Source organism: Mesorhizobium sp. B2-3-2, assembly GCF_006442295.1.
Lineage (GTDB): Bacteria > Pseudomonadota > Alphaproteobacteria > Rhizobiales > Rhizobiaceae > Mesorhizobium.
Map to the genome: position 1 here is coordinate 94,397 of NZ_VFWA01000011.1, position 20,966 is coordinate 115,362.

General features: G+C 63.6%; 19 protein-coding genes and 2 pseudogenes. 15 read left to right on the top strand and 6 right to left on the bottom strand.

The features are described from left to right. Positions 1 to 17 precede the first annotated feature (17 nt). Positions 18 to 668: an SGNH/GDSL hydrolase family protein gene (locus FJ964_RS22455; protein ID WP_140552430.1), complete on the bottom strand. Its 651-nt coding sequence runs from the start codon at positions 666 to 668 to the stop codon at positions 18 to 20. Positions 669 to 988: 320 nt separating this feature from the next. Between FJ964_RS22455 and FJ964_RS22460 the strand changes: the two genes are divergently transcribed. The 5 genes from FJ964_RS22460 (at position 989) to FJ964_RS22480 (ending at position 6,353) form a co-directional block, all read left to right on the top strand. Beyond that, a complete protein-coding gene (locus FJ964_RS22460) occupies positions 989 to 2,068 on the top strand; it encodes a substrate-binding domain-containing protein (protein ID WP_140552431.1) in 1,080 nt (359 codons plus the stop codon). 68 nt (positions 2,069 to 2,136) lie between these two features. Next, the gene (locus FJ964_RS22465) at positions 2,137 to 3,648 is read left to right on the top strand and encodes a sugar ABC transporter ATP-binding protein (protein WP_140552432.1); all 1,512 of its coding nucleotides are present in this window, start codon (positions 2,137 to 2,139) and stop codon (positions 3,646 to 3,648) included. Between the two features lie 9 nt (positions 3,649 to 3,657). After that, entirely contained in the window at positions 3,658 to 4,620 is a 963-nt protein-coding gene (locus tag FJ964_RS22470; protein WP_140552433.1) for an ABC transporter permease, read from the top strand. A 3-nt stretch (positions 4,621 to 4,623) separates the two neighbouring features. Further along, positions 4,624 to 5,577 (top strand): ABC transporter permease, encoded by a 954-nt coding sequence (locus tag FJ964_RS22475; RefSeq protein ID WP_140552434.1) that lies wholly within the window; start codon positions 4,624 to 4,626, stop codon positions 5,575 to 5,577. A gap of 92 nt (positions 5,578 to 5,669) precedes the next feature. Then, a complete protein-coding gene (locus FJ964_RS22480; RefSeq protein ID WP_140552435.1) occupies positions 5,670 to 6,353 on the top strand; it encodes an SGNH/GDSL hydrolase family protein in 684 nt (227 codons plus the stop codon). A gap of 224 nt (positions 6,354 to 6,577) precedes the next feature. Here FJ964_RS22480 and FJ964_RS22485 read toward each other — a convergent pair whose 3' ends face one another. Beyond that, the gene (locus tag FJ964_RS22485; protein ID WP_140552436.1) at positions 6,578 to 7,486 is read right to left on the bottom strand and encodes a hydrogen peroxide-inducible genes activator; all 909 of its coding nucleotides are present in this window, start codon (positions 7,484 to 7,486) and stop codon (positions 6,578 to 6,580) included. Positions 7,487 to 7,614: 128 nt separating this feature from the next. Here FJ964_RS22485 and katG point away from each other — a divergent pair, with 128 nt between their 5' ends. Continuing rightward, positions 7,615 to 9,813 (top strand): catalase/peroxidase HPI, encoded by a 2,199-nt coding sequence (katG, locus tag FJ964_RS22490; RefSeq protein ID WP_140552437.1) that lies wholly within the window; start codon positions 7,615 to 7,617, stop codon positions 9,811 to 9,813. A gap of 76 nt (positions 9,814 to 9,889) precedes the next feature. Here katG and FJ964_RS22495 read toward each other — a convergent pair whose 3' ends face one another. Beyond that, on the bottom strand, positions 9,890 to 10,567 hold the full coding sequence (locus FJ964_RS22495; RefSeq protein ID WP_140552438.1) for an MIP family channel protein: 678 nt from the start codon (positions 10,565 to 10,567) through the stop codon (positions 9,890 to 9,892). A gap of 318 nt (positions 10,568 to 10,885) precedes the next feature. On the opposite strand from FJ964_RS22495, the gene FJ964_RS22500 reads away from it, so the two are divergent. The 4 genes from FJ964_RS22500 to guaA all read left to right on the top strand — a co-directional run bounded on the left by FJ964_RS22500 (position 10,886) and on the right by guaA (position 15,228). Continuing rightward, positions 10,886 to 12,175, top strand: a complete 1,290-nt coding sequence (locus FJ964_RS22500; protein WP_140552439.1) for an RsmB/NOP family class I SAM-dependent RNA methyltransferase — start codon at positions 10,886 to 10,888, stop codon at positions 12,173 to 12,175. 128 nt (positions 12,176 to 12,303) lie between these two features. Next, entirely contained in the window at positions 12,304 to 12,762 is a 459-nt protein-coding gene (locus FJ964_RS22505; protein ID WP_027146613.1) for a PaaI family thioesterase, read from the top strand. 179 nt (positions 12,763 to 12,941) lie between these two features. After that, the gene (locus FJ964_RS22510; RefSeq protein WP_140552440.1) at positions 12,942 to 13,610 is read left to right on the top strand and encodes a 5'-methylthioadenosine/S-adenosylhomocysteine nucleosidase; all 669 of its coding nucleotides are present in this window, start codon (positions 12,942 to 12,944) and stop codon (positions 13,608 to 13,610) included. Positions 13,611 to 13,665: 55 nt separating this feature from the next. Continuing rightward, on the top strand, positions 13,666 to 15,228 hold the full coding sequence (guaA, locus tag FJ964_RS22515; RefSeq protein WP_140552441.1) for a glutamine-hydrolyzing GMP synthase: 1,563 nt from the start codon (positions 13,666 to 13,668) through the stop codon (positions 15,226 to 15,228). A 73-nt stretch (positions 15,229 to 15,301) separates the two neighbouring features. Here the strand turns inward: guaA and FJ964_RS22520 are convergent, their stop codons facing one another. Further along, entirely contained in the window at positions 15,302 to 15,949 is a 648-nt protein-coding gene (locus FJ964_RS22520; protein WP_140552442.1) for a TetR/AcrR family transcriptional regulator, read from the bottom strand. Positions 15,950 to 15,978: 29 nt separating this feature from the next. After that, positions 15,979 to 16,230 (bottom strand): hypothetical protein, encoded by a 252-nt coding sequence (locus FJ964_RS31050; RefSeq protein WP_181172576.1) that lies wholly within the window; start codon positions 16,228 to 16,230, stop codon positions 15,979 to 15,981. Between FJ964_RS31050 and FJ964_RS22530 the strand changes: the two genes are divergently transcribed. Then, positions 16,229 to 17,122 (top strand): NAD(P)/FAD-dependent oxidoreductase, encoded by an 894-nt coding sequence (locus FJ964_RS22530; protein WP_140552443.1) that lies wholly within the window; start codon positions 16,229 to 16,231, stop codon positions 17,120 to 17,122. The genes FJ964_RS31050 and FJ964_RS22530 overlap by 2 nt on opposite strands. A 46-nt stretch (positions 17,123 to 17,168) precedes the next feature. Continuing rightward, positions 17,169 to 17,558: pseudogene (locus FJ964_RS22535) on the top strand (LysR substrate-binding domain-containing protein); the annotation flags it as partial. A gap of 267 nt (positions 17,559 to 17,825) precedes the next feature. On the opposite strand, the gene FJ964_RS22540 reads toward FJ964_RS22535, so the two are convergent. Continuing rightward, on the bottom strand, positions 17,826 to 18,404 hold the full coding sequence (locus tag FJ964_RS22540; RefSeq protein WP_140552444.1) for a TetR/AcrR family transcriptional regulator: 579 nt from the start codon (positions 18,402 to 18,404) through the stop codon (positions 17,826 to 17,828). Positions 18,405 to 18,510: 106 nt separating this feature from the next. Here FJ964_RS22540 and FJ964_RS22545 point away from each other — a divergent pair. The 3 genes and pseudogenes from FJ964_RS22545 to FJ964_RS22555 all read left to right on the top strand — a co-directional run. Beyond that, positions 18,511 to 19,158: pseudogene (locus FJ964_RS22545) on the top strand (NAD(P)-binding domain-containing protein); the annotation flags it as partial. Positions 19,159 to 19,204: 46 nt separating this feature from the next. Next, positions 19,205 to 20,158 (top strand): SDR family oxidoreductase, encoded by a 954-nt coding sequence (locus tag FJ964_RS22550; RefSeq protein WP_140552446.1) that lies wholly within the window; start codon positions 19,205 to 19,207, stop codon positions 20,156 to 20,158. A 73-nt stretch (positions 20,159 to 20,231) separates the two neighbouring features. Further along, positions 20,232 to 20,852: an NAD(P)-binding domain-containing protein gene (locus FJ964_RS22555; protein WP_140552447.1), complete on the top strand. Its 621-nt coding sequence runs from the start codon at positions 20,232 to 20,234 to the stop codon at positions 20,850 to 20,852. Positions 20,853 to 20,966 lie beyond the last annotated feature (114 nt).

Consider the following 20,966-nt stretch of genomic DNA (forward strand, 5'->3'; position numbering starts at 1 on the left):
GGCGGCGGGCTGGTTGCTCATGTCGAGCGGCTCCAGCCGATCGCATCGACCGCGCGGGCGATTGCGGTGCCAAGTAGTCTGTGCGCTTCGGCATCGATGTGAAATCCGTCCGCTTCGCTGCAGGACACCACCGAGCCGGCATCGAAAAAGTGCAGTTCGAGCGAATCCGCCAGCACCTCGAACTCAAGCGCAAGCAGGCGCGATTTCTCAGGTGCGCCGGCGAAGATGGACTTCCACTCCTTGACGTCGTCCTGCATCGGCGGCGGCGCGACGATCATGATTTCGGGTGTGGTGCCGCCCGGACCGGGCGCCAGTTCCTTAATGTCGTAGACAAGGCAGCCGATGCCCATAGCCACTTCCGACGGCGGTTTGTTGAAGCGAATCTTGAGGTCATTGGTGCCGAGCATGATGATGACGAGGTCGAGCGTCGCATGGCTCTGCAGACAGGGGCGAAGATAGGTTCTGCCGTTCTTGTGTGCCCCCTCGATCGGATCGTCGTGGACGGTGGTTCGGCCGCTCAATCCTTCCTCGATGACATACCAGTCGGGGCCTAGCTGAGCGCGCAGTATGCCCGGCCAGCGCTCAGCCGGACCATAGCGCTCGAGCGGCCCCTTGCCGGGGATCTGGCCGTGTGTGTTGGAGTCGCCGTAGCACAAGACTGATCGCATGTTTTTTCCCGCCGGACCGACCGCGCGCCGGTTCGGCGAGCGCTCTTCATGATGAATAGCGGAGTGGTGAAAGGCAAGCAAAGGAATAGTCATTCAACATGACTAACTATTGACAGGCCGAATCCACTGTGCTTCTAAAGTGCCCGGAGGAGTTCTCGACCGTCATCATCGTCCAGCCGAAATTGGGCCTCGATACACATGTGTTCGGGGGCGGGAGAATTGCGTTCGTAGGTCGGTTCGCGACGACAAGCATGCATCGGGAGAGCGTCTCGCGGTCCGTGCGCGTCCGTACGGCCGGAGCAACCACAAGGAGGAGTTCAATGTTAGGATTGCTGAAAACCGTCGGGCTGGGAATGCTCGTTGTATCAGCGCTTGCCGTGACGTCGCCGGCGCATGCGGAAGATGTCAAGCTGATGGATGGCGTCACGCCGCGCGCCGACGACACGCGCATGACCGCGGCCGGCGCATTCAAGAAGGATCCCCCCTGGGTCATCGGAATGAGCGACTTCGGCGTCAACGCCAACACCTGGACCGTGCAGGTCGCACATGAGGCGGAAAATGCCGCGGCGAAGGACAAGCGAATCTCGAAGTTCATCCTGCTCGATGCCGGCTTCGACCAGAAGAAGCAGGTAGCCGATATCGAGGATCTGATCGCCCAGCATGTCGACGCGATCATCGTTCAGCCGGTGACCAGCACGTCGGCCAACGCCAGCATCGCCAAGGCGGTCGCCGCCGGCATCCCCGTCATCCTTCACACCGGCCGCATCGATTCCGATGCCTACACCACCGAAATCCAGGGTGGAGCCGAGCACTTCGGCAAGGTGATGGGTGACTGGCTGGTGAAAACCGTTGGCGACAACGGCAAGATCTGGGTCCTGCGCGGCCTTGCCGGCCACCCGGAAGACACCAACCGCTACAACGGGCTACTGGAATCGCTCAAGGGCACGCATGTGCAGATCATCGCCGAGGAGCATGGCGACTGGCAGTACGACAAGGCCAAGAAGCTGTGCGAGACCCTCTATCTGAACAATCCGCAGGTCGACGGCATCTGGTCGTCCGGCGCCGACATGACGCGCGCCTGCGTCGATGTCTTCAAGCAGTTCGGCACGCCGATCCCGCCGATTTCGGGCGAGGGCAACAATGGCTATTTCGGCCAGTGGATCACGGATGGATTCAAGTCGATCTCTCCGGAATACAGCCCGGCCCAGGGTGCTGCCGGCGTGCGCGCCGCTGTGGCCCTGCTCGAGGGCAAGCAGCTCTACAAGCGCTATGTCTACAACCCCGACGGCTGGGACAAGGACAAGGCCGCGAAGTACTATCGCGACGACCTGACGGCCAATGTCTGGTGGCCGAGCGAACTCCCCGAAGACAAGCTCAAGGAATATTACGGCAAGAAGTGACACGCGTGGCCGGCGGGGAGTGGACAAGGATTCCCCGCAGGCCCTTCATATGGTGAAGCGAGGATTTCGTGGCCAATCTTATCGAGATGTCGCAAATTTCGAAGGCATTCGGAGGGAGCAAGGCGCTTCACTCCGTTTCCCTCGAGCTGAAGGCCGGCAGCGTTCACGCCCTGATGGGCGAGAACGGCGCCGGCAAATCGACCTTGATGAAGATCCTGGCGGGCGTGTACCAGCCCGATTCCGGCGAGATCTTCATGAATGGGGAAAAGCTCGATCTGAAGTCACCGCGCGCCGCGCTCGATGCCGGCATCTCGACCGTTTTCCAGGAACACTCGCTGCTGCCCAATCTGTCGATCGCCGAGAACATGTTTCTCGGCCGGGAGCCGACGAACCGGTTCGGCTCGATCGACTATTCCGCGATGAACAGCCGAACCGCCGAGGCACTCGGCGAACTCGGCCTCACCCTAGACCCCTCGCACCTCGTTTCCAACCTGACCATTGCCGAGCGGCAATTCGTCGAGATCGCGCATTGCATCCAGGCTGACGCCGGCGTGCTTATTCTCGACGAGCCGACGGCGGCTCTCAACGCGGCCGATGTCGATGTGCTCAATCGCAACATCCGCCGCCTGCGCGATAAGGGAAAGGCAATCGTCTACATCTCGCATCGCATGGAAGAAATCTTCGATTTGTGCGACACCGTAACGGTGCTGAAGGACGGCGCACTGGTCGGCACCAGGACGGTGTCCGAGATCACCACCGACGAACTCATCGCCATGATGGTCGGGCGCGAACTCCAGGACCTGTTCCCAGATCGCACGGGCGAGAAGGGCGGCGAAATCCTGCGCGTCGAGAATGTTAGGATCACCGAGACATCGCAGCCTCTGTCGCTGACGTTGCACAAGGGCGAGATCGTCGCCCTCGCCGGGCTTGAGGGACAGGGCCAGCAGCGCTTCCTGCGCTCCCTCATCGGCCGCTACCATCCTTTTGCCGGGACGATTTCCATCAACGGCAAAACGCTCGACATGCCGCTCTCGACATCATCAGGCGTTCGCCATTTGCAGCAGCTGAAGGTCGGTTTCGTCCCCGAAGACCGCAAGGAGGAGGGGCTCTTTCTCGCTTTGCCGATCGCCCACAACATCGCCATCGGATTGCATTCGAGGCGCCGCGAACTTGCGCCGGCGCGGCCCTACCGAAGCGTTATCGCCCGCATGATGGAGGTCATGAACATTAAGGCGACAGGGCCCTCCGCTCCGGTCGGTTCGCTGTCGGGCGGCAATCAGCAAAAAGTGCTGCTCGGCCGCTACCTCGCCGCGGATCTCGATCTTCTCCTGGTGGAGGAGCCGACCCGCGGCGTCGACATCGGCGCCAAGTCCGAGATCTACCATCTGCTGCGCGACTTCACCCGCAAGGGTGGCGCGGTGCTGGTGCTGTCGCGCGAGACGATCGAGCTGATCGGGCTGTGCGACCGCATCTATGTCGTCCACCACGACACAATCGTGGCCGAAATGCCGGCAGCACAGGCGACGGAGCACAAGATCCTCGACGCGGCCCTGACGGGCGGCCCGGCGCGCCGGCACTAGGGGCCTGCCATGTATCGTAGCCTGTCCAATATCCTGGGTGGCCGGAACACACGGCAGGGCCAATGGGGTCTGCCATTGTTGGTTGCCTTACTCATTTCGCTGTGGCTGTCTGTTCAGACGACGCAGTTCGCAACGGCCGAAAACCTGTTCAACCTGGTTGCGCAGGCGATGCCGCTGGTCATCGCGGCGGTCGGACAACTCGTCGTCGTGCTCGTCGGCGGGCTCGATCTGTCGGTCGGCTCGGTCATCAGTTTCACGACGGCGGTGCTGGCGCTCGACCAGCCGGCGATCGTGCTGATCCCGGCAGTCTTCGTGCTGGCCGCATTCATCGGGCTGATCAACGGCCTGGCGATCACCCGTTTCAACGTCCATCCAATCATCGCCACGCTATCAACGCAGTACATTGTCCTTGGCATCACGCGCATCTTGCGTCCCGTCTCCGGCGGCACCGTTCCGGAGATCGTCATTGCTGCCGTCTCAGGCAGTTTCCTCGGTATTCCTTATCCGGTCTTTTGGGGAATCGTCGTGATGCTGTTGGCCTGGAAGCTGCTCTACGGATCGCGATACGGCCTGCATCTGTTTGCGATCGGCGGCGGCATCGCGTCGGGGGCCGAAAGCGCTGCCCGCAATTTCGGCGTCTCCGATCGCCGCAACATCATCCTCGCCTATGTGGTCTGCTCCTGTTTCGCGGCCGTTGCCGGTGTCTTCCTGGCCGGGCGCATCGTGTCGGGTGATCCAAATGTCGGATTGCTTTTCGAACTCGACACGGTCACCGCCGTCGCACTTGGAGGCACCCAGCTTTCAGGCGGAATCGGCAGCCTGCACGGCACGGTGATCGGCGCGCTTGTGATGGCACTGCTGGCCAATGGCATGAACCTCGCCAACGTCTCGCCCTTTGTCCAGACGGCGATCAAGGGCGGCATCCTCTTGGCGGTGGTCGGGCTGCAATCCCGCAAGAAGATGGGGCTCTGAGCGATGACTGCCGTTCTCGCAAACCCGATCGCCCGGCGTCTGCTTCGCATACCGCCGTCCTACTTTGTCTTCCTCGTGCTTCTGGCCACGCTGTGGATCGCACGGCCGAACATGCTCAACCTCAACATCATGGGCATCTTCATCAGGCAGATCGTTCCGCTCGGCATTCTCGTGCTGGGGCAGCTCGTCGTCATGCGCGTGAAGTCGATCGACCTCTCCGGCGGCGGCATCATCCTGCTGATCAACTATTTCATCTCGTCGGGCAGTTTCCCGGGCGCGTCGCTGCCCTTCTTCGTCGTACTGGCGCTCGCTACGGGCCTCGTCATCGGCTTGTTCAACGGCTTCATGATCGGTATCCGGCGGGTGTCGGCCGTCATCGTCACGCTGGCCGTCAGCATCATCCTGGTCGGACTGGTGCAGTTCCTGTCGAGCGGCAATCCACCCGGCGATGTGCCGAAACTGTTCAACGACCTCTACAACACGAAGTTCCTGTCGGTTCCGACGCCGGTGCTGTTCTGGATCATGCTGACCGCCGCGGTGTGGCTGCTTCTGTCGCAGACCGTATTTGGCCGCTACGTGGCCTCGGTTGGCGAGAATGCCGAAGCCGCCCATTTTTCCGGCGTGCCCGTCCAGCGCACGGTCATCCTGGCGCATACGCTCGCCGGCCTGATCGCGGCGATCGCGGCCCTGGTACAGACCGGTTCGATCGCCGTCGGCAGCGTGCGCGTCGGTCTCGACCTGCCGATCCTGGCAGTCGCGGCGACGATCCTTGGCGGCGTCGCCTTCGGTCGCGGCGACGGCGGCGTCTGGGGACCTTTCTTCGGCTCGCTGTGCTTCGCGCTTTTGTTCGTCGTGATGACGGTGCTCGGCATCGACGAACCCGGCAAGCTCATCGCCCAGGGCGCCATCATCCTCGGCGCGGCGATCTTCTATGGAGTGCGCGTGCGAACCCCATAAATCGAAACAGCCAAAGGCAAGCCGGCACCGGCGTTCGCCTGGATCGATAAATCTGCACCTTCAGACAACTGCAAACAGATGGAGAAACATGGATGTCACCGCCAAAAAACATCATGTGCTACGGCGACTCACTGACCTGGGGCTGGGTGCCGGTCAAGGAAGGGTCGCCGACCTACCGCTACCCCTATGATCAACGCTGGACGGGTGTGATGGCGGCGGCGCTGGGAGCAGGCTACCACATCATCGAAGAAGGTTTGAGTGCGCGCACGACCTGTCTCGACGACCCCAACGATCCGCGCCTCAATGGCGCCAACTATCTGCCCTCGGCCATCGCCAGCCATCTGCCGCTGGATCTGGTCATCGTCATGCTCGGCACCAATGACACGAAGTCCTATTTTCGCCGGACACCCTACGAGATCGCCAACGGAATGGCGAAACTGGTGGGGCAGATCCTGACGAGCGCCGGCGGTATCGGCACGCCTTATCCAGCTCCGAAGGCGCTGGTCATCGCGCCGCCGCCGCTGACCCCGATGCCAGATCCCTGGTTCGAGGGCATGTTCGGCGGCGGCCACGAAAAATCCAGGGATCTGGCGAGGCAGTACAAGGCGATGGCGGATTTCATGAAGATCGACTTCCTGAATGCCGGCGATTTCGTCACCACGGACGGTGTCGACGGCATCCATTTCACCGCTAGCAATAACGCCGATCTCGGGCGCGCGGTCGCCGACAAGGTCAAGTCTATTCTTGAGCCAAGCCGCGCCAGCACCGTTGCCTGAAGCCGCAACACCCGCCGGCTTGCCGCACAGACCGGGTCGCTTGTCGCATTTGCGATACACATTGCGGACCCAACGATGAGTTCGGTCCGTAATTCTGCCCAATGCGTAGCGTGGCACTTGATCCACTTGCTTGGGATGAAGACGAGTTATATCCGCTCGAGCCGTCCAACAAGCACACATTCGAGGTTTGCCTTGGCCGATAGCAAGCTTGGGCTCGTCGTCCTTCACGCCGCCTGCACCGCCGACCCCAACCCTCGAATGATCCTTGCCAGCTCCATGCACTCATTGTGCAAGGTGCTGTTGCGCCGCCAGGCAAAGCAGATCGTGCGCTGCGGCATGGGTTCCTGGAACGGCACGATCTTGAGGTCGGGGATAGTGCCGGCAGGTCCCGCGGCCATTTCGGGGATCAGCGTCACGCCGAGCCCGTGCGCCACCATCTGCAAGAGCGTGGTCAGGCTGGTGGCGCCGTAGCTTGCCATCGCCACCGGCCGCACATTGCCGCAGACAGCCAGCGCCTGTTCGCGCAGGCAATGGCCTTCCTCCAGCAGCATCAGCCTTTCCAGGGCCGGGCTTTCAGGCGGCACCGGTGGCGAGGCGAAAGCCGGATCGCCTGACGGCACGGCCAGGAAAAACCGGTCCGGGAATAAAGCCTCCGTTACCAGGCCGGGATGGTCGAGCGGAAGCGCGGCGATGAAGGCGTCGAGTTTTTGCGACGCGATGTCCTCGACGAGCGAGGCGGTCACCGCCTCGCGCAGTTCGAGCAGCAAGTCCGGGAAACGCGTCTTCAGTTCGGGCAAGGCGCGCGGCAGGAGATAGGGCGCGACGGTCGGGATGATGCCCAGCCGGAAGCGTCCTCCCATGGCCGGGCGGCCGCGCCGGGCCATCGTCTCGACCTCGCGTATGTCGGAAAGGATGCGTTCGATGCGCGGCAAAAGGGCTGCCGCCTCGTCGGTCATGCGCACCGATTTGCCGCCGCGCTCGAACAGCCGGCAATTCAGCCGCTGCTCCATTTCCGCGATCTGCGAGGACAGCGCCGGCTGGCTGACGCCTGCGAGTTTTGCCGCACGCCCGAAATGCAGCGTCTGCGCAAGAGCGTCGAAATAATGCATCTGCCGGACGGTCAGGCCTATCATAAGGAAATCCTATTGAAATGAACAGGAAAGGCAATTTGTTTTTATCGGCAGCCTGGCCTAGTCTGGAATCATTCCAGGATGGCGGCCGCTGGCTGCCCCGGAACCCTCGGCAAAAATTGGAGTGCAAGATGGACGCGAAAACCGACGACAACAGCGCGGGCAAATGCCCTGTCGCGCATGGACCCGGTGCCAGGACCAACCGTGACTGGTGGCCCAACCAGCTGGACCTCGGCGTTCTCCACCAGCAGTCGAGCCTCTCCGACCCGATGGGCCAGGACTTCGACTATGCCAAGGAATTCGCGAGCCTCGACCTCGACGCGGTGATCAAGGACCTGCACCATGTCATGACGGATTCGCAGGATTGGTGGCCGGCCGACTTCGGCCATTACGGGCCGCTGTTCATTCGCATGGCCTGGCACAGCGCCGGCACCTACCGCATTGGTGACGGCCGCGGCGGCGCCGGCGCCGGCCAGCAGCGTTTCGCGCCGCTCAACAGCTGGCCCGACAATGCCAACCTCGACAAGGCGCGCCGCCTGCTGTGGCCGGTCAAGCAGAAGTATGGCCGCAAGATCTCCTGGGCCGACCTGTTGATCCTCACCGGCAACGTCGCCCTGGAATCGATGGGCTTCAAGACCTTCGGCTTCGCCGGCGGCCGCGCCGACGTCTGGGAACCCGAGCAGGACGTCGATTGGGGATCGGAAACCAAATGGCTGGGCGACGAGCGCTACTCCGGCGACCGCGAACTTCGCGGCCATCTCGGCGCCGTGCAGATGGGCCTGATCTATGTCAATCCGGAGGGCCCGAACGGCAAGCCTGATCCGCTGGCCTCGGCACGCGACATCAGGGAAACCTTCGCCCGCATGGCGATGAACGACGAGGAGACCGTGGCGCTGATCGCCGGCGGCCACACCTTCGGCAAGACCCATGGCGCAGGCGATGCCTCGCTGGTCGGCGCCGAGCCGGAAGGCGCCGGCATCGAGGCGCAGGGGCTCGGCTGGTCGAGCAAGCACGCGTCGGGCATTGCCGGCGATGCCATCACGTCGGGGCTCGAGGTCACCTGGACCACGACGCCGACCAAGTGGAGCAACAACTTCTTCGACAACCTGTTCAACTACGAATGGGAACTGACGAAAAGCCCGGCCGGCGCCCATCAGTGGACGCCCAAGGGCGGCGCCGGTGCCGGCACGGTGCCGGACGCGCATGATCCCTCCAAGCGCCGCGCGCCGGCCATGCTGACCACCGATCTCGCGCTGCGGGTCGACCCGGCTTACGAGAAGATCTCGCGGCGGTTCCACCAGAATCCTGATCAGTTCGCCGACGCCTTCGCCCGCGCCTGGTTCAAGCTCACCCATCGCGATATGGGCCCGGTCGTGCGCTACCTTGGCCCGTTGGTGCCGAAGGAAGAGCTGATCTGGCAGGATCCGATCCCGGCCCTCAACCATGAACTGGTCAGCGAACAGGATATCGCATCGCTGAAGGCCAAGATCCTGGCCTCGGGCCTGTCGGTTTCCGAATTGGTCTCGACCGCCTGGGCTTCGGCGTCGACGTTCAGGGGTTCCGACAAGCGCGGCGGCGCCAATGGCGCCCGCATCCGGCTGGCGCCGCAGAAGGACTGGGACGTCAACCAGCCTGCTGAATTGGCCAAGGTGCTGGCCACGCTCGAATCCATCCAGAAGGCGTTCAACGCGGCACAGACCGACGGGAAAAAGATCTCGCTGGCCGATCTGATCGTGCTCGGCGGCGTCGCCGCGATCGAGAAGGCGGCGAAGGACGGCGGCAACGAGGTGAAGGTGCCGTTCACGCCTGGCCGCATGGATGCCTCGCAGGAGCAGACCGATGTCGCCTCCTTTGCCGCGCTCGAGCCGAAAGTCGACGGCTTCCGCAACTATGTCCGGGGGCCGCAGCCAATGTCGGTCGAAGCGATGCTGGTCGATCGCGCGCAGTTGCTGACGCTGACAGCGCCGGAGATGACGGTGCTCGTCGGCGGCCTGCGAGTGCTCGGCGCCAACACCGGCAAGTCCAGGCACGGCGTGTTCACCGACAGGCCGGGCACGCTGACGAACGACTTCTTCGTCAACCTGCTCAGCATGAGCACGGTCTGGGATCCGGTCGCGGGTTCGGATGAGATCTACGAAGCGCGCGACCGCAAGACCAAGGCGGTCAGGTGGACCGGCACCCGCGCCGACCTGATCTTCGGCTCGCACGCGCAACTGCGTGCGCTGTCGGAGGTGTACGGGTCAGCGGATGCCGGGCAGAAATTCGCCAGGGATTTCGTCGCGGCGTGGACCAAGGTGATGAACGCCGACCGCTTCGATATCGCCGCCTGATCCAGGCGGATTTTCCACCCGATAAAAAAGGCGCGAGGCTCGGCCCCGCGCCTTTTCCCTGTCCAGGCTTTCGAAATCAGTCCTTTTCGAAGACGCGCGCCTTGGCGACGACGCCGGCAATAGCGCCGCCGATCAGCGGCGCGACGATGAACAGCCAGAGCTGGCTGATCGCTGCGCCGCCCGAGAACAGCGCCGGGCCAATGGAACGGGCCGGATTGACCGAGGTTCCCGTCACCGGGATCATGGCGAAGTGGATGCCCGCCAGCGTCAGGCCGATGACCAGTCCGGCGAAGGCCGTGGCATGCCTTTCCGCGGTGACGCCGAGGATCACGGTGACGAAGGTGAAGGTGCCGATCAGCTCCCACAGGAACGCCGAAGAGACGCCCCATTTCGACTCGTCCCAGCCATTGGCGCCGAAGCCGCCAGTGTGTCCGCCGGCCTGGCCGGAGACGATGATCCACAGCGCCAATGAGGCCAGGATGGCGCCGATGATCTGTGCGATCCAGTAGGGGATGACGTCCTTGGCCGGCAACCGGCCGGCAAGAAACACGCCGAGTGTCACAGCCGGGTTGAGATGCGCGCCCGAAATGGGGCCGATCGCGTAAGCGGCCGCGATAAGGCCGATGCCGAAGGCCAGTCCGATGCCTTCCTGCCCGAGCGGCAGCGCGCCGCCGAAGCCGCCCGTCACCACTGACGCCGTACCGATGAACACCAACAGAAATGTGCCTAGAACTTCCGCCAGATAAGTCTTCATTGCCCTCTCCTCGTGACGATCCGTCGGTCCACGCTTTTCGCGCCGCGAATCATGGCCGCAAGAGTATTCCCAACCGAAAAACTTGGAAAGCTGAGCTGTCGCACCCCTGCCGTGCTTGCAGCTGCCAGTTACGAACATTAGAGATCTTGCATCTATTGACGGTTTGCTGTTGACCGCACCGGCAGATTCATTGCTCGGGCAGTTTTCGCCGATCGCCAACAGGCTGCCTGTCGTCGCAAAACGGAGCGGGGTTCAATCTCGGCGTGAAAGGCTCTAAGAGCAGGCCGAGATGATGCGTTCGATTTGGTGGACTGAAGAATGCGACTAGGCGGACGGCTGGCTGCGGCCATCGAAGTGTTGGAAGACATTGGCCGGCGTCACCGGCCGGTGGCCGATGCGCTGAAGGACTGGGGCCTGTCGCACCGCTTTGCCGGCGGCGGCGACCGCGCGGCGATCGGCAACATCGTCTACGATGCGCTACGCCGCAAGCGCTCGGCAGGCTGGCTGCTGGGCGGCGACACGCCGCGCGCCATCGGCTTCGGCGCCCTGCTGCTCGAATGGGGCCAGACCGCGCGCTCGCTCAACGAAGCGCTCGACGGCGACAGGTTCGCGCCGCCGCTGCTGACGGCCACGGAGCTCCAGGCAACCGACGAGCGGCGGCTTGCCGACGCGCCGCCCGCGGTGCGCGCCGACATACCGGATTGGTGCGAGCCGCTTTTGCAACGCGCGTTTGGCGAGACTTGGGTCGAGGAGGGCGCAGCGCTCGCCACCCGCCCGCCACTCGACATCCGCGTCAACACCTTGCAGGCGGATCGGGCCAAAGTGCTGGCGGAACTTGCCGAAACAGGCGCCAAGGCAGCTCACATCGCCCCACAAGGCATTCGCATTCCGCCGATCGACGGTGACGGCAGGCATCCCAACGTGCAGGCCGAGCCGGCTTTCCAGAAAGGCTGGTTCGAGGTCCAGGACGAGGGATCGCAGATCGCCGCCGCCCTTGCCGGCGCCGAGCCTGGAATGCAGGTGCTCGATTACTGCGCTGGTGCCGGCGGCAAGACACTGGCCCTGTCGGCGGCGATGGCCAATACAGGCCAGGTCTTCGCCCATGATGCCGAAAAGGCGCGGCTGGCGCCCATCTTCGACCGCATCCGCCGCTCGGAAAACCGCAACGTGCAGATCGTCACAAGGCCGGCGGAGCTGTCGCCGCTCACCGGCCATATGGACCTTGTCCTGGTCGACGCGCCTTGCACCGGCAGCGGCACCTGGCGACGGCGCCCGGACGCCAAATGGCGGCTGACGCAAAGGCAGCTCGACGCCCGCAAGGGCGAGCAGATGGCGATCCTCGATACCGCCAGCAGCTTCGTCAAGCCGGGTGGCCTGCTGGTCTACGTCACCTGTTCGGTGTTCGACGAGGAGAATGGCGAACAGGTCGCCGCGTTTTGCCAGCGTAATGGCGGTTTTGCCCCGGTCGATCATCGCCGGCTCTGGGACAGCCGTTTTCCCGGCCATGAAACGGCGATGCGGCTTGGCGCTTTGGGTGGTATCTGCCTGTCGCCGGCGCTGAGCGGCACCGACGGTTTCTACGTCTGCGCGCTGCGCAGGGCAGCCTGAATGAAGCGGAAAGCGAAGCCGTCCTGCGCGCCCTCGGGGTCAAATTGCTGCAGTGCAGCATCGGATGATTGCTTGCCGGTCACGCCTCTGCAATAAGCTTTTCGGCAAAGGTGAAAGCAGCGACGGCCATGGCAGCAAAGATCGTACCCGCCCCGGATTATGAAGACCGCGTCAGGGCGTCCTTCGCGCGCCAGCAGGCGATGGCGACCATCGGCGCCGAATTGACGCTGGTGACGCCCGGCATCATCGAAATCGAGATGCCCTATTCGGCCGCACTTACGCAGCAGCACGGCTTCCTGCATGCCGGCGTCATCTCCACCGCGCTGGACTCGGCCTGCGGCTATGCCGCCTTCTCGCTGATGCCGGAGAATTCCGGCGTGCTGACCATCGAGTTCAAGGTCAATCTGCTGGCGCCGGGCAGGGGCGAGCGCTTCCTGTTCCGCGGTTCGGTGACCAAGCCCGGCCGCACCATCATCGTCGCCGACGGCCAGGCCTATGCCTTCGCCGCCGACGGCGAAGCCAAGCTGATCGCCACCATGACCGGCACCATGATGACGATGGTCGGCCGCGACGGGATTGCTGGGTGAGGAGCGGCCCGCGTAGCGGGCGAAAGCCCCTAAATGGGCTTTTCGAGCGACGAACGCCCGGAGCCATAGCGGAGGGCCGGGCGCGGGTGAGGACACATCACCCCCTTTATCGCAAGCATCGGCGGTCGGGCAGAGCAGGGCAGGGCAGGGCAGGGCAGGGCAGGGAGGAGTAGATCATCATGACCGCTAAAGTGTCGCGACTGTCCGGCAAGGATGTCCTCTTCGTCATGGCGGCGCAGGCCGAATACGGGCCGCATTTGCAGCGGCTGTTCACCCCGCTGATGACCGGTGTCGGCCCGGTCGAGGCAGCCGTCCGGCTTGGCGCCGAATTGTCCTGGCTGAAGTCGCAAGAGGCGCTGCCGGACCTCGTCGTATCGCTCGGCTCCGCCGGCAGCCGGACCTTGGAGCAGACTGAGATCTACCAGGCCATCTCGGTCAGCTATCGTGACATCGACGCTTCGCCGCTTGGCTTCGAGAAAGGCGCGACGCCGTTCCTCGACCTGCCGGTCACGGTGCCGCTGCCGTTGCGCATCCCTGACGTCAAGGAGGCGACGCTGTCGACCGGCGGTGCGATCATCACCGGCGCGGCCTTTGATGCAATTGCCGCCGACATGGTCGACATGGAGACCTTCGCCTGCCTGCGCGCCTGCCAGCTGTTCGACGTGCCCCTGATTGGGCTGCGCGGCATTTCCGACGGTGCGGCTGATCTCAGGCATGTCGGTGACTGGACAGAATATCTGCACGTCATCGACGAAAAGCTGGCGGATGCCGTCATGCGCCTCGAACAGGCGATCGGATCGGGCTTGCTTCGGAAGGGTTCTCCTGGTGACGTGGCAGGACCGGTCTGAAAGTCAGGCTTCGCAACCCATTGCGCCGACTCGTTTCTTTCTCTAAACGCTCGCCATGAAAACAGCCAATCAACCCGACACCGTCCTGATTGTCGATTTCGGCAGTCAGTTCACCCAGCTCATCGCCCGCCGCATCCGCGAAGCCGGCGTGTTTTCCGAGATCGTGCCGTTCCAGTCGGCCGAGGCGGCATTCAAGCGCATCAATCCAAAAGCCGTGATCCTGTCCGGCGGTCCGGCCTCGACCATGGATATCGGCAGCCCGCGGGCGCCGCAGATCGTCTTCGACGCCGGCGTGCCGGTGCTCGGCATCTGCTATGGCCAGATGGCCATGTGCGTGCAGATGGGCGGCGTCGCCGAAAGCTCCAACCATCGCGAATTCGGCCGCGCTTTCGTCGAGATCGAGAAGGAAAGTCCGCTGTTCGACGGCCTGTGGGCGATCGGCCAGCGCCACCAGGTGTGGATGAGCCATGGCGACCGCGTCATCTCCTTGCCCAAGGGGTTCGAGGTGTTCGGCAAGTCGGAAGGCTCACCCTTCGCCATCTTCGGCAATGTCGAGCGCAGGATGTATGGCATCATGTTCCATCCGGAAGTGGTGCATACGCCCGACGGCGCCCGGCTGCTCAGGAATTTCGTTCACAACATCGCGGGTATCGAGGGCGACTGGACGATGCGCGCCTACCGCGAGCACGCGGTCGAAGCGATCCGCAAGCAGGTCGGCAAGGGCAAGGTCATCTGCGCGCTGTCGGGCGGTGTCGATTCTTCTGTCGCGGCGCTGCTCATTCATGAGGCGGTCGGAGATCAGCTCACTTGCATCCTCGTCGACCATGGTCTGATGCGCAAGGACGAGGCCGCCGGCGTCGTTGCGATGTTTCGCGAACACTACAATTTGCCGCTCATTCTGGTGAATGCGTCGGATCGTTTCATCGGTGCGCTCGAAGGCGAGGCGGACCCCGAGAAGAAACGCAAGACCATTGGCCGGCTGTTCATCGAGGTGTTCGAGGAGGAGGCCAAGAAACTCGGCGGCGCTGATTTCCTGGCGCAAGGCACGCTCTATCCCGACGTCATCGAAAGCGTCTCCTTCACGGGCGGCCCGTCCGTGACGATCAAGTCGCACCACAATGTCGGCGGCCTGCCCGAGCGCATGAACATGAAGCTGGTCGAGCCGTTGCGCGAACTGTTCAAGGACGAGGTCCGCGCGCTGGGCAAGGAACTCGGCCTGCCCGAAAGTTTCATCGGCCGCCACCCGTTCCCGGGCCCGGGTCTTGCAATACGCTGCCCCGGCGGCATCACGCGCGAGAAGCTCGAAATCCTGCGCGAGGCCGACGCCATCTATCTCGACGAGATCCGCAAGGCGGGGCTGTACGACGCCATCTGGCAGGCCTTCGCGGTGCTCTTGCCGGTGCAGACGGTCGGCGTCATGGGCGACGGCCGCACCTATGAATTCGTCTGCGCGCTGCGCGCCGTCACCTCGGTCGACGGGATGACCGCGGATTTCTACCACTACGACATGGCCTTCCTGGGCGCCGCCGCCACCCGCATCATCAACGAAGTCCGCGGCATCAACCGCGTGGTCTATGATGTGACCTCGAAGCCGCCGGGGACAATCGAGTGGGAGTGATGGGGCGCGCCGAAGGCGGGAGTTCTGGTCCTACTTCGGCACCAGCAAGTACTCCTTCGCGGCCTCCTCTAGGCTATTCGCCCGCGGGGTCGTTGCCACCGTGCGCGGCGATGAACATGGCGACGGCCGACCGGCAATAGGATTCGATTTCGTTGTCGTCCTCTGCTCTCGCCTGATCGAAGCGCGCGATGATCAGGAGATCGGATCCTTTGAAAAGCGCGGCAAACAAGCGGGCGGACCGGAGAGGATCGGGCACGTTCAGAACCGCTTTCGCGTGCAACTGACGCAACAGGGCCTCGATTTCGGCGATGACATGGGCGGGGCCGGCTTCGTAATGGAGCCTGCTTAACGACTTTTGATTCGTCTTGTCGGCCATGATCATGGCTTCGACATTGCGGACGTCCGAACTCAACAGCGTGCGAAGCAGGGATGATCCCGCCGCCATGAGCTGATCTTCGGCCGAACCGTCGACGCCTTCAAAAAGGGCCCGTGGTGCAAACTGATGGCAGCGGGCCGCGATGGCCGCGCTGAACAGCGCCTCCTTGTTCTCGAAGTGCCGATAGATGCTGAGCTTGGATATCTTGGCCCGCCGGGCGACCTTGTCCAACGTCGTCGCTTGAAAACCCAATTCCACAAAGAGTTCGCACGCGGCGTCGACTATCGTTTGGCCAAGCGCCTCGTTGGCGGGCCGGCCGCGCCGGCCCTGGCTGTCTTCGGTCACGAGAATTCCAGTACTTGACAGTATCCTAATTATTGCATTACGATACCATGTAGTATCTGAAATGTGCAAGCCGATGGGTAGGTGTCCTCCAAATCAAGTTTCCTCGGGCCGCCCGGCGATATCGATGCGGCATTGTCCGGCCGGCCAAAACAGTGATGGGCGACTTTCTCGTCGATGCCGAAGCCCTGCTCGCTGCCCGTCTCGAGCGCGTATCGCTGGACGATATTTCGCGCCAGGCCCAGCCCCAACCCCTCCATCCGCAACACGGAGCCCATCATCATGGATGACGTCATCATCATCGGCGGCAGCTTTGCCGGTCTCGCCGGCGCCCTGCAGCTCGGCCGTGCCCGCCGCAAGGTCACCGTTCTCGATACCGGCCTGCCGCGCAACCGCTTCGCCGGCCATTCGCATGGCCTGCTCGGCCACGATCACAAGCCACCGCTGGACATCCTGGCCGAGGCGCGGCAGCAACTGGCGCGTTATCCCACGATCAGGCTGGTCAATGCCCGGGCCGACAGCGTCTCCGGTGCCATCGACGATTTCTCCGTCCTCACTGGCGATGGCGAAAGCCTTGCGGCGCGCCGCCTGATCCTGAGCTATGGCATCGCCGACCAGATGCCTGATGTTCCGGGCTTTGCCGAAGGCTGGGGCACGTCCATCGTGCCCTGCCCCTATTGTGACGGCTTTGAAGTCGCCGGCCGGCATTGGGGCCTCGTCTGGTCCGGCCCGCAGTCGCCCAATCATGTCAGGCTGTTCCACGATTGGACCGACACGTTGACGCTCTTTGCCGATGGTCACGACATTCCCCCCGATGTCCGGGCTGATCTGGCGCGCCGCAACATACCTGTCGTCGATGGCCGGATCACCGGGATCGCCCATCCCGGGGGCCATATCGCCACCGTCAATCTCGATACCGGCCGCAATGTCGCGGTCGACATCCTGTTCGCCCATCCGCGTAACAAGCCCTCCGCAAGCCTGCATGAATCACTGGGCCTCGCTACGGTCGATACGCCCGGCGGCATCGCCCTCAAGGTCGACGAGCGCCGCGAAACCAGCATGCCCGGCATCTACGCCGCCGGCGACCTCGCCACCCCCGGAATGCCCTCGGTCACCACGGCATCATGGCAAGGCGCCATGGCAGGCATCTTCGCCCAACAGTCGATGCTGGTTTGAGAGCACAGATTCCCTTCTCCGGTTACCGCGGACAATCATATTCTGACTGGCCGCATGGCATGCGGGCGCGCCTGATCCCATCCGGTGGATCGTCATAAGCATTCATGGAATTCCGGACTGGGCCGGCGAGGGCGAGGTTCGCACCACGGGGGTTCCATTCAGGACCACGGACGCCGAGGCGCAGATCGTTGCTGTACGGCAAGGGCTCGGGATCACGACACTGCCGTGCTTCGTCGGAGATGCCGACCCCCTGCTGGTGAGGGTGCCGGACACCGACCTGCACATGTACGGAACGCTCTGGCTTCTCACGCAGGAGGAGACACGCAAGACGAAGCGCGTGCGGCTCTTCACGGAATTCGTATCCCGCAGGCTCGCGGCGTACGCTCCGCTTCTCGCGGGACTGTCCATATCGCGCGACCGACGCTTGGCGGGTTGACGGCGACGCTTGCCATAATCCGGTCGAAAGCCGAGCTGCGTCCGCTTGAAGCAGCGCCGTTCAATTCGCGAATGTTGCGCGCAACCGGCGCGAGGGCCACGCTACCGACGCGACGGACTTCACCATCGCTGACGGCCTCTGTGCGCGGGGACCAGTCTGCGTCAGCTGCTACGGCTGGAACAAGGTGGACCCATTTATGGACGGATGGCGCTCAGCCGGTTTTTCGCCTGCTTCCGGGCGACGATCGACTATCCGATGCTATCGAATTCACCGCGTCGCCTTTTTGACGTCCTTGCTCGACGGGTTCGCCAGGATGGCGCCCGTAATGATGCGAAAGAGATGATCGGCCCGCAGCGCAAATGAGGGTTGGTCGACCACCCAGCCGAGCGCCGTCATCAGGGCGAACAGGTCATCCCCATTCATGTCGGGCCGCGCCGCGCCTTCGGCCTGTGCGCGGACCAGCAGTCGCGCGCTCGCCGAGTGCACCGCAGCGCATGAAGCATAAAGAGCGGAGTCCGGGTTCGTGTGGGCGGCGGCCATCATGGCGACGACGCCCCTGTAGCTTTGGGCGAACACCAACCATTCCTGGAACCAGGAGATGAGTGCCTGGTCAGGTGAGTTCGACGTTTCGAGTTCATCTGCCTTCTGCGTCAGTGCGTCCAGATTCGTACACAGTAGCGCCTCGAACAGGGCTTCTCGCGTCGGGAAATGACGAAGCAGTGTGGCTAGCCCGACCTCGGCTCGACGGGCGATATCGCGCATCGATGCGTCGGCGCCGTGCTGGGTGACGACCTCGCGCGCGACCGCAAGGATGTGGCTGTAATTTTTTTTGGCGTCGGCTCGCATAGTTCACCTTGACAATCGGATCAGTGATCCAGATATACGGATCACTGATCCATAAGTATATGGAGCCGAAGGCGCTTTCCGGCAACCCGAAAAGCGAAGTCATGGGAACACGAACATGAGCACTATCAGCATCATCGGGTCAGGCGGTATGGCCGCAGCGATCGGCGGCCTTGCCGCCGCCAAGGCCGGACACGCCGTCCAGGTGATGAGCCGCGACGCCGCCAAGGCGCGGGCGCTGGCCGAGCAGGTTGGAGCCGGCGCGACGACCGGAACATTTGGCGCCGCCCCGGTCGGGGACATCGTCATCCTGGCGGTTCCTTATTCGGCCGTTCTCGACGTGGTGAAGCAGTACGGCAAAGCACTGGCAGGCAAGCTCCTCGTCGACATCACCAACCCCATCAACTCCGACTTCACGGGTTTCCTGACTCCTGAAGACAGTTTCGGCGCGCAGGAGATCGCCAAGGTTGCTCCTGCAAATGCCACTATCGTCAAGGCGTTCAACACCCAGAACGCCCATGTCCTGGCTGCCGGCCCGATCGGGGGCCATCCATTGGACGTGTTCATCGCCGGGGACGATGCTCAGGCTAAGGCGCGCGTCTCGGCGTTCATCGACAGCCTCGGACTGCGCCCGATGGATGCCGGGCGGCTGATTATGGCGCGGACGCTGGAGCACGCCTGCATGCTGTGGCTGGGCCTCATGACCCGCTCCATCAAACACACCAACTTCTCAATCCGCGTCAGCCTCCTCGGCTGAGCCCGCGGCACCACGCCTCGCATCACATTACCCAAGGAGCAGCAGTATGCGCGTTTTAGTTACTGGCGGGACCGGCCATATCGGTTCGCACATCATTCCCGAGCTCATCGCGTCCGGCCATGAGGTCATTGGCCTGGCCCGGTCGGACACGTCCGCGACCGCGGTGTCGGCGCTCGGCGCCAAGGTACGTCGCGGAGATATCACCGACCTCGACAAGCTCAAGGCCGCGGCGGCGGAGTCCGACGGCGTCATCCACGTCGCACACCGGCAAGACCTGCTGCCCTCTGGCGGGATCGACGCCGTGGCCGCCGCGGAGCTCCAGATCATGCTCGCCTACGGCGAGGCGCTGGCGGGGACCGGAAAGCCGCTCGTCGTCTCGGGGAGCATCGGCTCGCCGGGGTGGGAAGGCCTGGGCCGGCCAGCCACCGAGGAAGATCCGGCTCTTCCCGGCGGCGAAGCATACAAGGGCACCCTGCGGGTTCGTAACGCCGTGGAGCTCGCCGTGATCGGCCTCGCGGAGCGGGGCGTGCGGTCTTCGGTCGTCCGAATTCCTCCCATCGCGCACAGCACGACCGATGCCGGCTTCCTCCAGCTGCTGATCGGTCTCGCGAAGGAGAAGGGCGTTATCGGTTACCCCGGTGACGGCGCGAACCTCTGGCCAGCCGTGCATGCCCGCGACCTGGCCTCCCTGTTCCGCCTGGCGCTGGAGAAGGGGCCGGCTGGCAAAACTTGGCACGGGATTGAGGGCGACGGCATCCGGTTCCGCGAGATCGCTGAGGCCATTGGCACCCGTATGGGCGTGCCCGCCGTGCCCATCCCTGCGGACGTACTGATGTTGCCGGGCTTCTTCGGCTTTCTCGCGAATTTGGTCACGCTGGACCTTCCGGCGTCCAACGCCATCACCCGCCGGACTCTCGGCTGGCATCCAGTTCAGCCGGGCCTGATCGAGGACCTCGACAACGGCCATTACTTCCCGGCGGGCCATATCGCGACCCCGTAATTCGTCAAACCAACAAACGGGATCCCCCTTTTAGAAACTACCAGCAATACCCCCACTCAATAGGAGACAGCACATGAGCATTATCAGCATCATTGGCTCTGGAACCATGGCTGCCGCGATCGCGGGCCGTACCGCCAAGGCCGGACACACTGTCGAGGTGGTCGGCCGCGACCCCGCCAAGGCGCGGGCGCTCGCCGACCAACTTGGAGCCGGAGCGACCACTGGGATATACGGAGCCGCCCCCGCGGGCGACATCGTCATCCTCGCCGTGCCGTACAGCGGTGCAGCGGCGGCTGTGGCCGACTTTGGGAAAGCGCTCGATGGCAAGGTGATCGTCGACATCGCCAACCCGGTTGCCCCCGACCTCTCGGGCCTCGTCACGCCCCACGGCAGTTCTGGCGCGCAGGAGAGCGCAAAGGGCCTCCCCGCCGGCGCGCATGTTGTGAAGGCGTTCAACACGATCTTTGGTCACGTGCTTGCGAAGGGTGGACGCCTCGACGCGTTCATCGCAGCCGACGATGCGGAGGCGAAAGCGCGCGTCTCGACGTTCCTCGAAAGTCTCGGGCTGCGTCCGCTCGACGTGGGCGGCTTGCACATGGCCCAGACGCTGGAGGCGCTCGGTTTGATGATGATTGGCCTCGCCAAAAATGGCGCCGGCACCTGGGACTTCGCCATGAACGTCGATATCGGCTGAATCACCGACATCAGCCCTCATGCAGCTGGTCAGGGATCATTAGACTGACCGCGATACTTCCGCCCTTTGGGACGTCGCCCAGCAACCAGGTGCCTTTTCGCGCCGCCGCATGGC

Bases quoted from the DNA above. Each gene is read 5' to 3' on its own strand.
- FJ964_RS22485 (WP_140552436.1), bottom strand. From the start codon at position 7,486: ATGATAGGCCTGACCGTCCGGCAGATGCATTATTTCGACGCTCTTGCG.
- FJ964_RS22510 (WP_140552440.1), top strand. From the start codon at position 12,942: ATGACCGCTAAAGTGTCGCGACTGTCCGGCAAGGATGTCCTCTTCGTC.
- FJ964_RS22455 (WP_140552430.1), bottom strand. From the start codon at position 668: ATGCGATCAGTCTTGTGCTACGGCGACTCCAACACACACGGCCAGATC.
- FJ964_RS22540 (WP_140552444.1), bottom strand. From the start codon at position 18,404: ATGCGAGCCGACGCCAAAAAAAATTACAGCCACATCCTTGCGGTCGCG.
- FJ964_RS22555 (WP_140552447.1), top strand. From the start codon at position 20,232: ATGAGCATTATCAGCATCATTGGCTCTGGAACCATGGCTGCCGCGATC.
- FJ964_RS22505 (WP_027146613.1), top strand. From the start codon at position 12,304: ATGGCAGCAAAGATCGTACCCGCCCCGGATTATGAAGACCGCGTCAGG.
- katG (WP_140552437.1), top strand. From the start codon at position 7,615: ATGGACGCGAAAACCGACGACAACAGCGCGGGCAAATGCCCTGTCGCG.
- FJ964_RS22550 (WP_140552446.1), top strand. From the start codon at position 19,205: ATGCGCGTTTTAGTTACTGGCGGGACCGGCCATATCGGTTCGCACATC.
- guaA (WP_140552441.1), top strand. From the start codon at position 13,666: ATGAAAACAGCCAATCAACCCGACACCGTCCTGATTGTCGATTTCGGC.
- FJ964_RS22495 (WP_140552438.1), bottom strand. From the start codon at position 10,567: ATGAAGACTTATCTGGCGGAAGTTCTAGGCACATTTCTGTTGGTGTTC.
- FJ964_RS22475 (WP_140552434.1), top strand. From the start codon at position 4,624: ATGACTGCCGTTCTCGCAAACCCGATCGCCCGGCGTCTGCTTCGCATA.
- FJ964_RS22470 (WP_140552433.1), top strand. From the start codon at position 3,658: ATGTATCGTAGCCTGTCCAATATCCTGGGTGGCCGGAACACACGGCAG.
- FJ964_RS22460 (WP_140552431.1), top strand. From the start codon at position 989: ATGTTAGGATTGCTGAAAACCGTCGGGCTGGGAATGCTCGTTGTATCA.
- FJ964_RS22530 (WP_140552443.1), top strand. From the start codon at position 16,229: ATGGATGACGTCATCATCATCGGCGGCAGCTTTGCCGGTCTCGCCGGC.
- FJ964_RS22500 (WP_140552439.1), top strand. From the start codon at position 10,886: ATGCGACTAGGCGGACGGCTGGCTGCGGCCATCGAAGTGTTGGAAGAC.
- FJ964_RS31050 (WP_181172576.1), bottom strand. From the start codon at position 16,230: ATGATGATGGGCTCCGTGTTGCGGATGGAGGGGTTGGGGCTGGGCCTG.
- FJ964_RS22480 (WP_140552435.1), top strand. From the start codon at position 5,670: ATGTCACCGCCAAAAAACATCATGTGCTACGGCGACTCACTGACCTGG.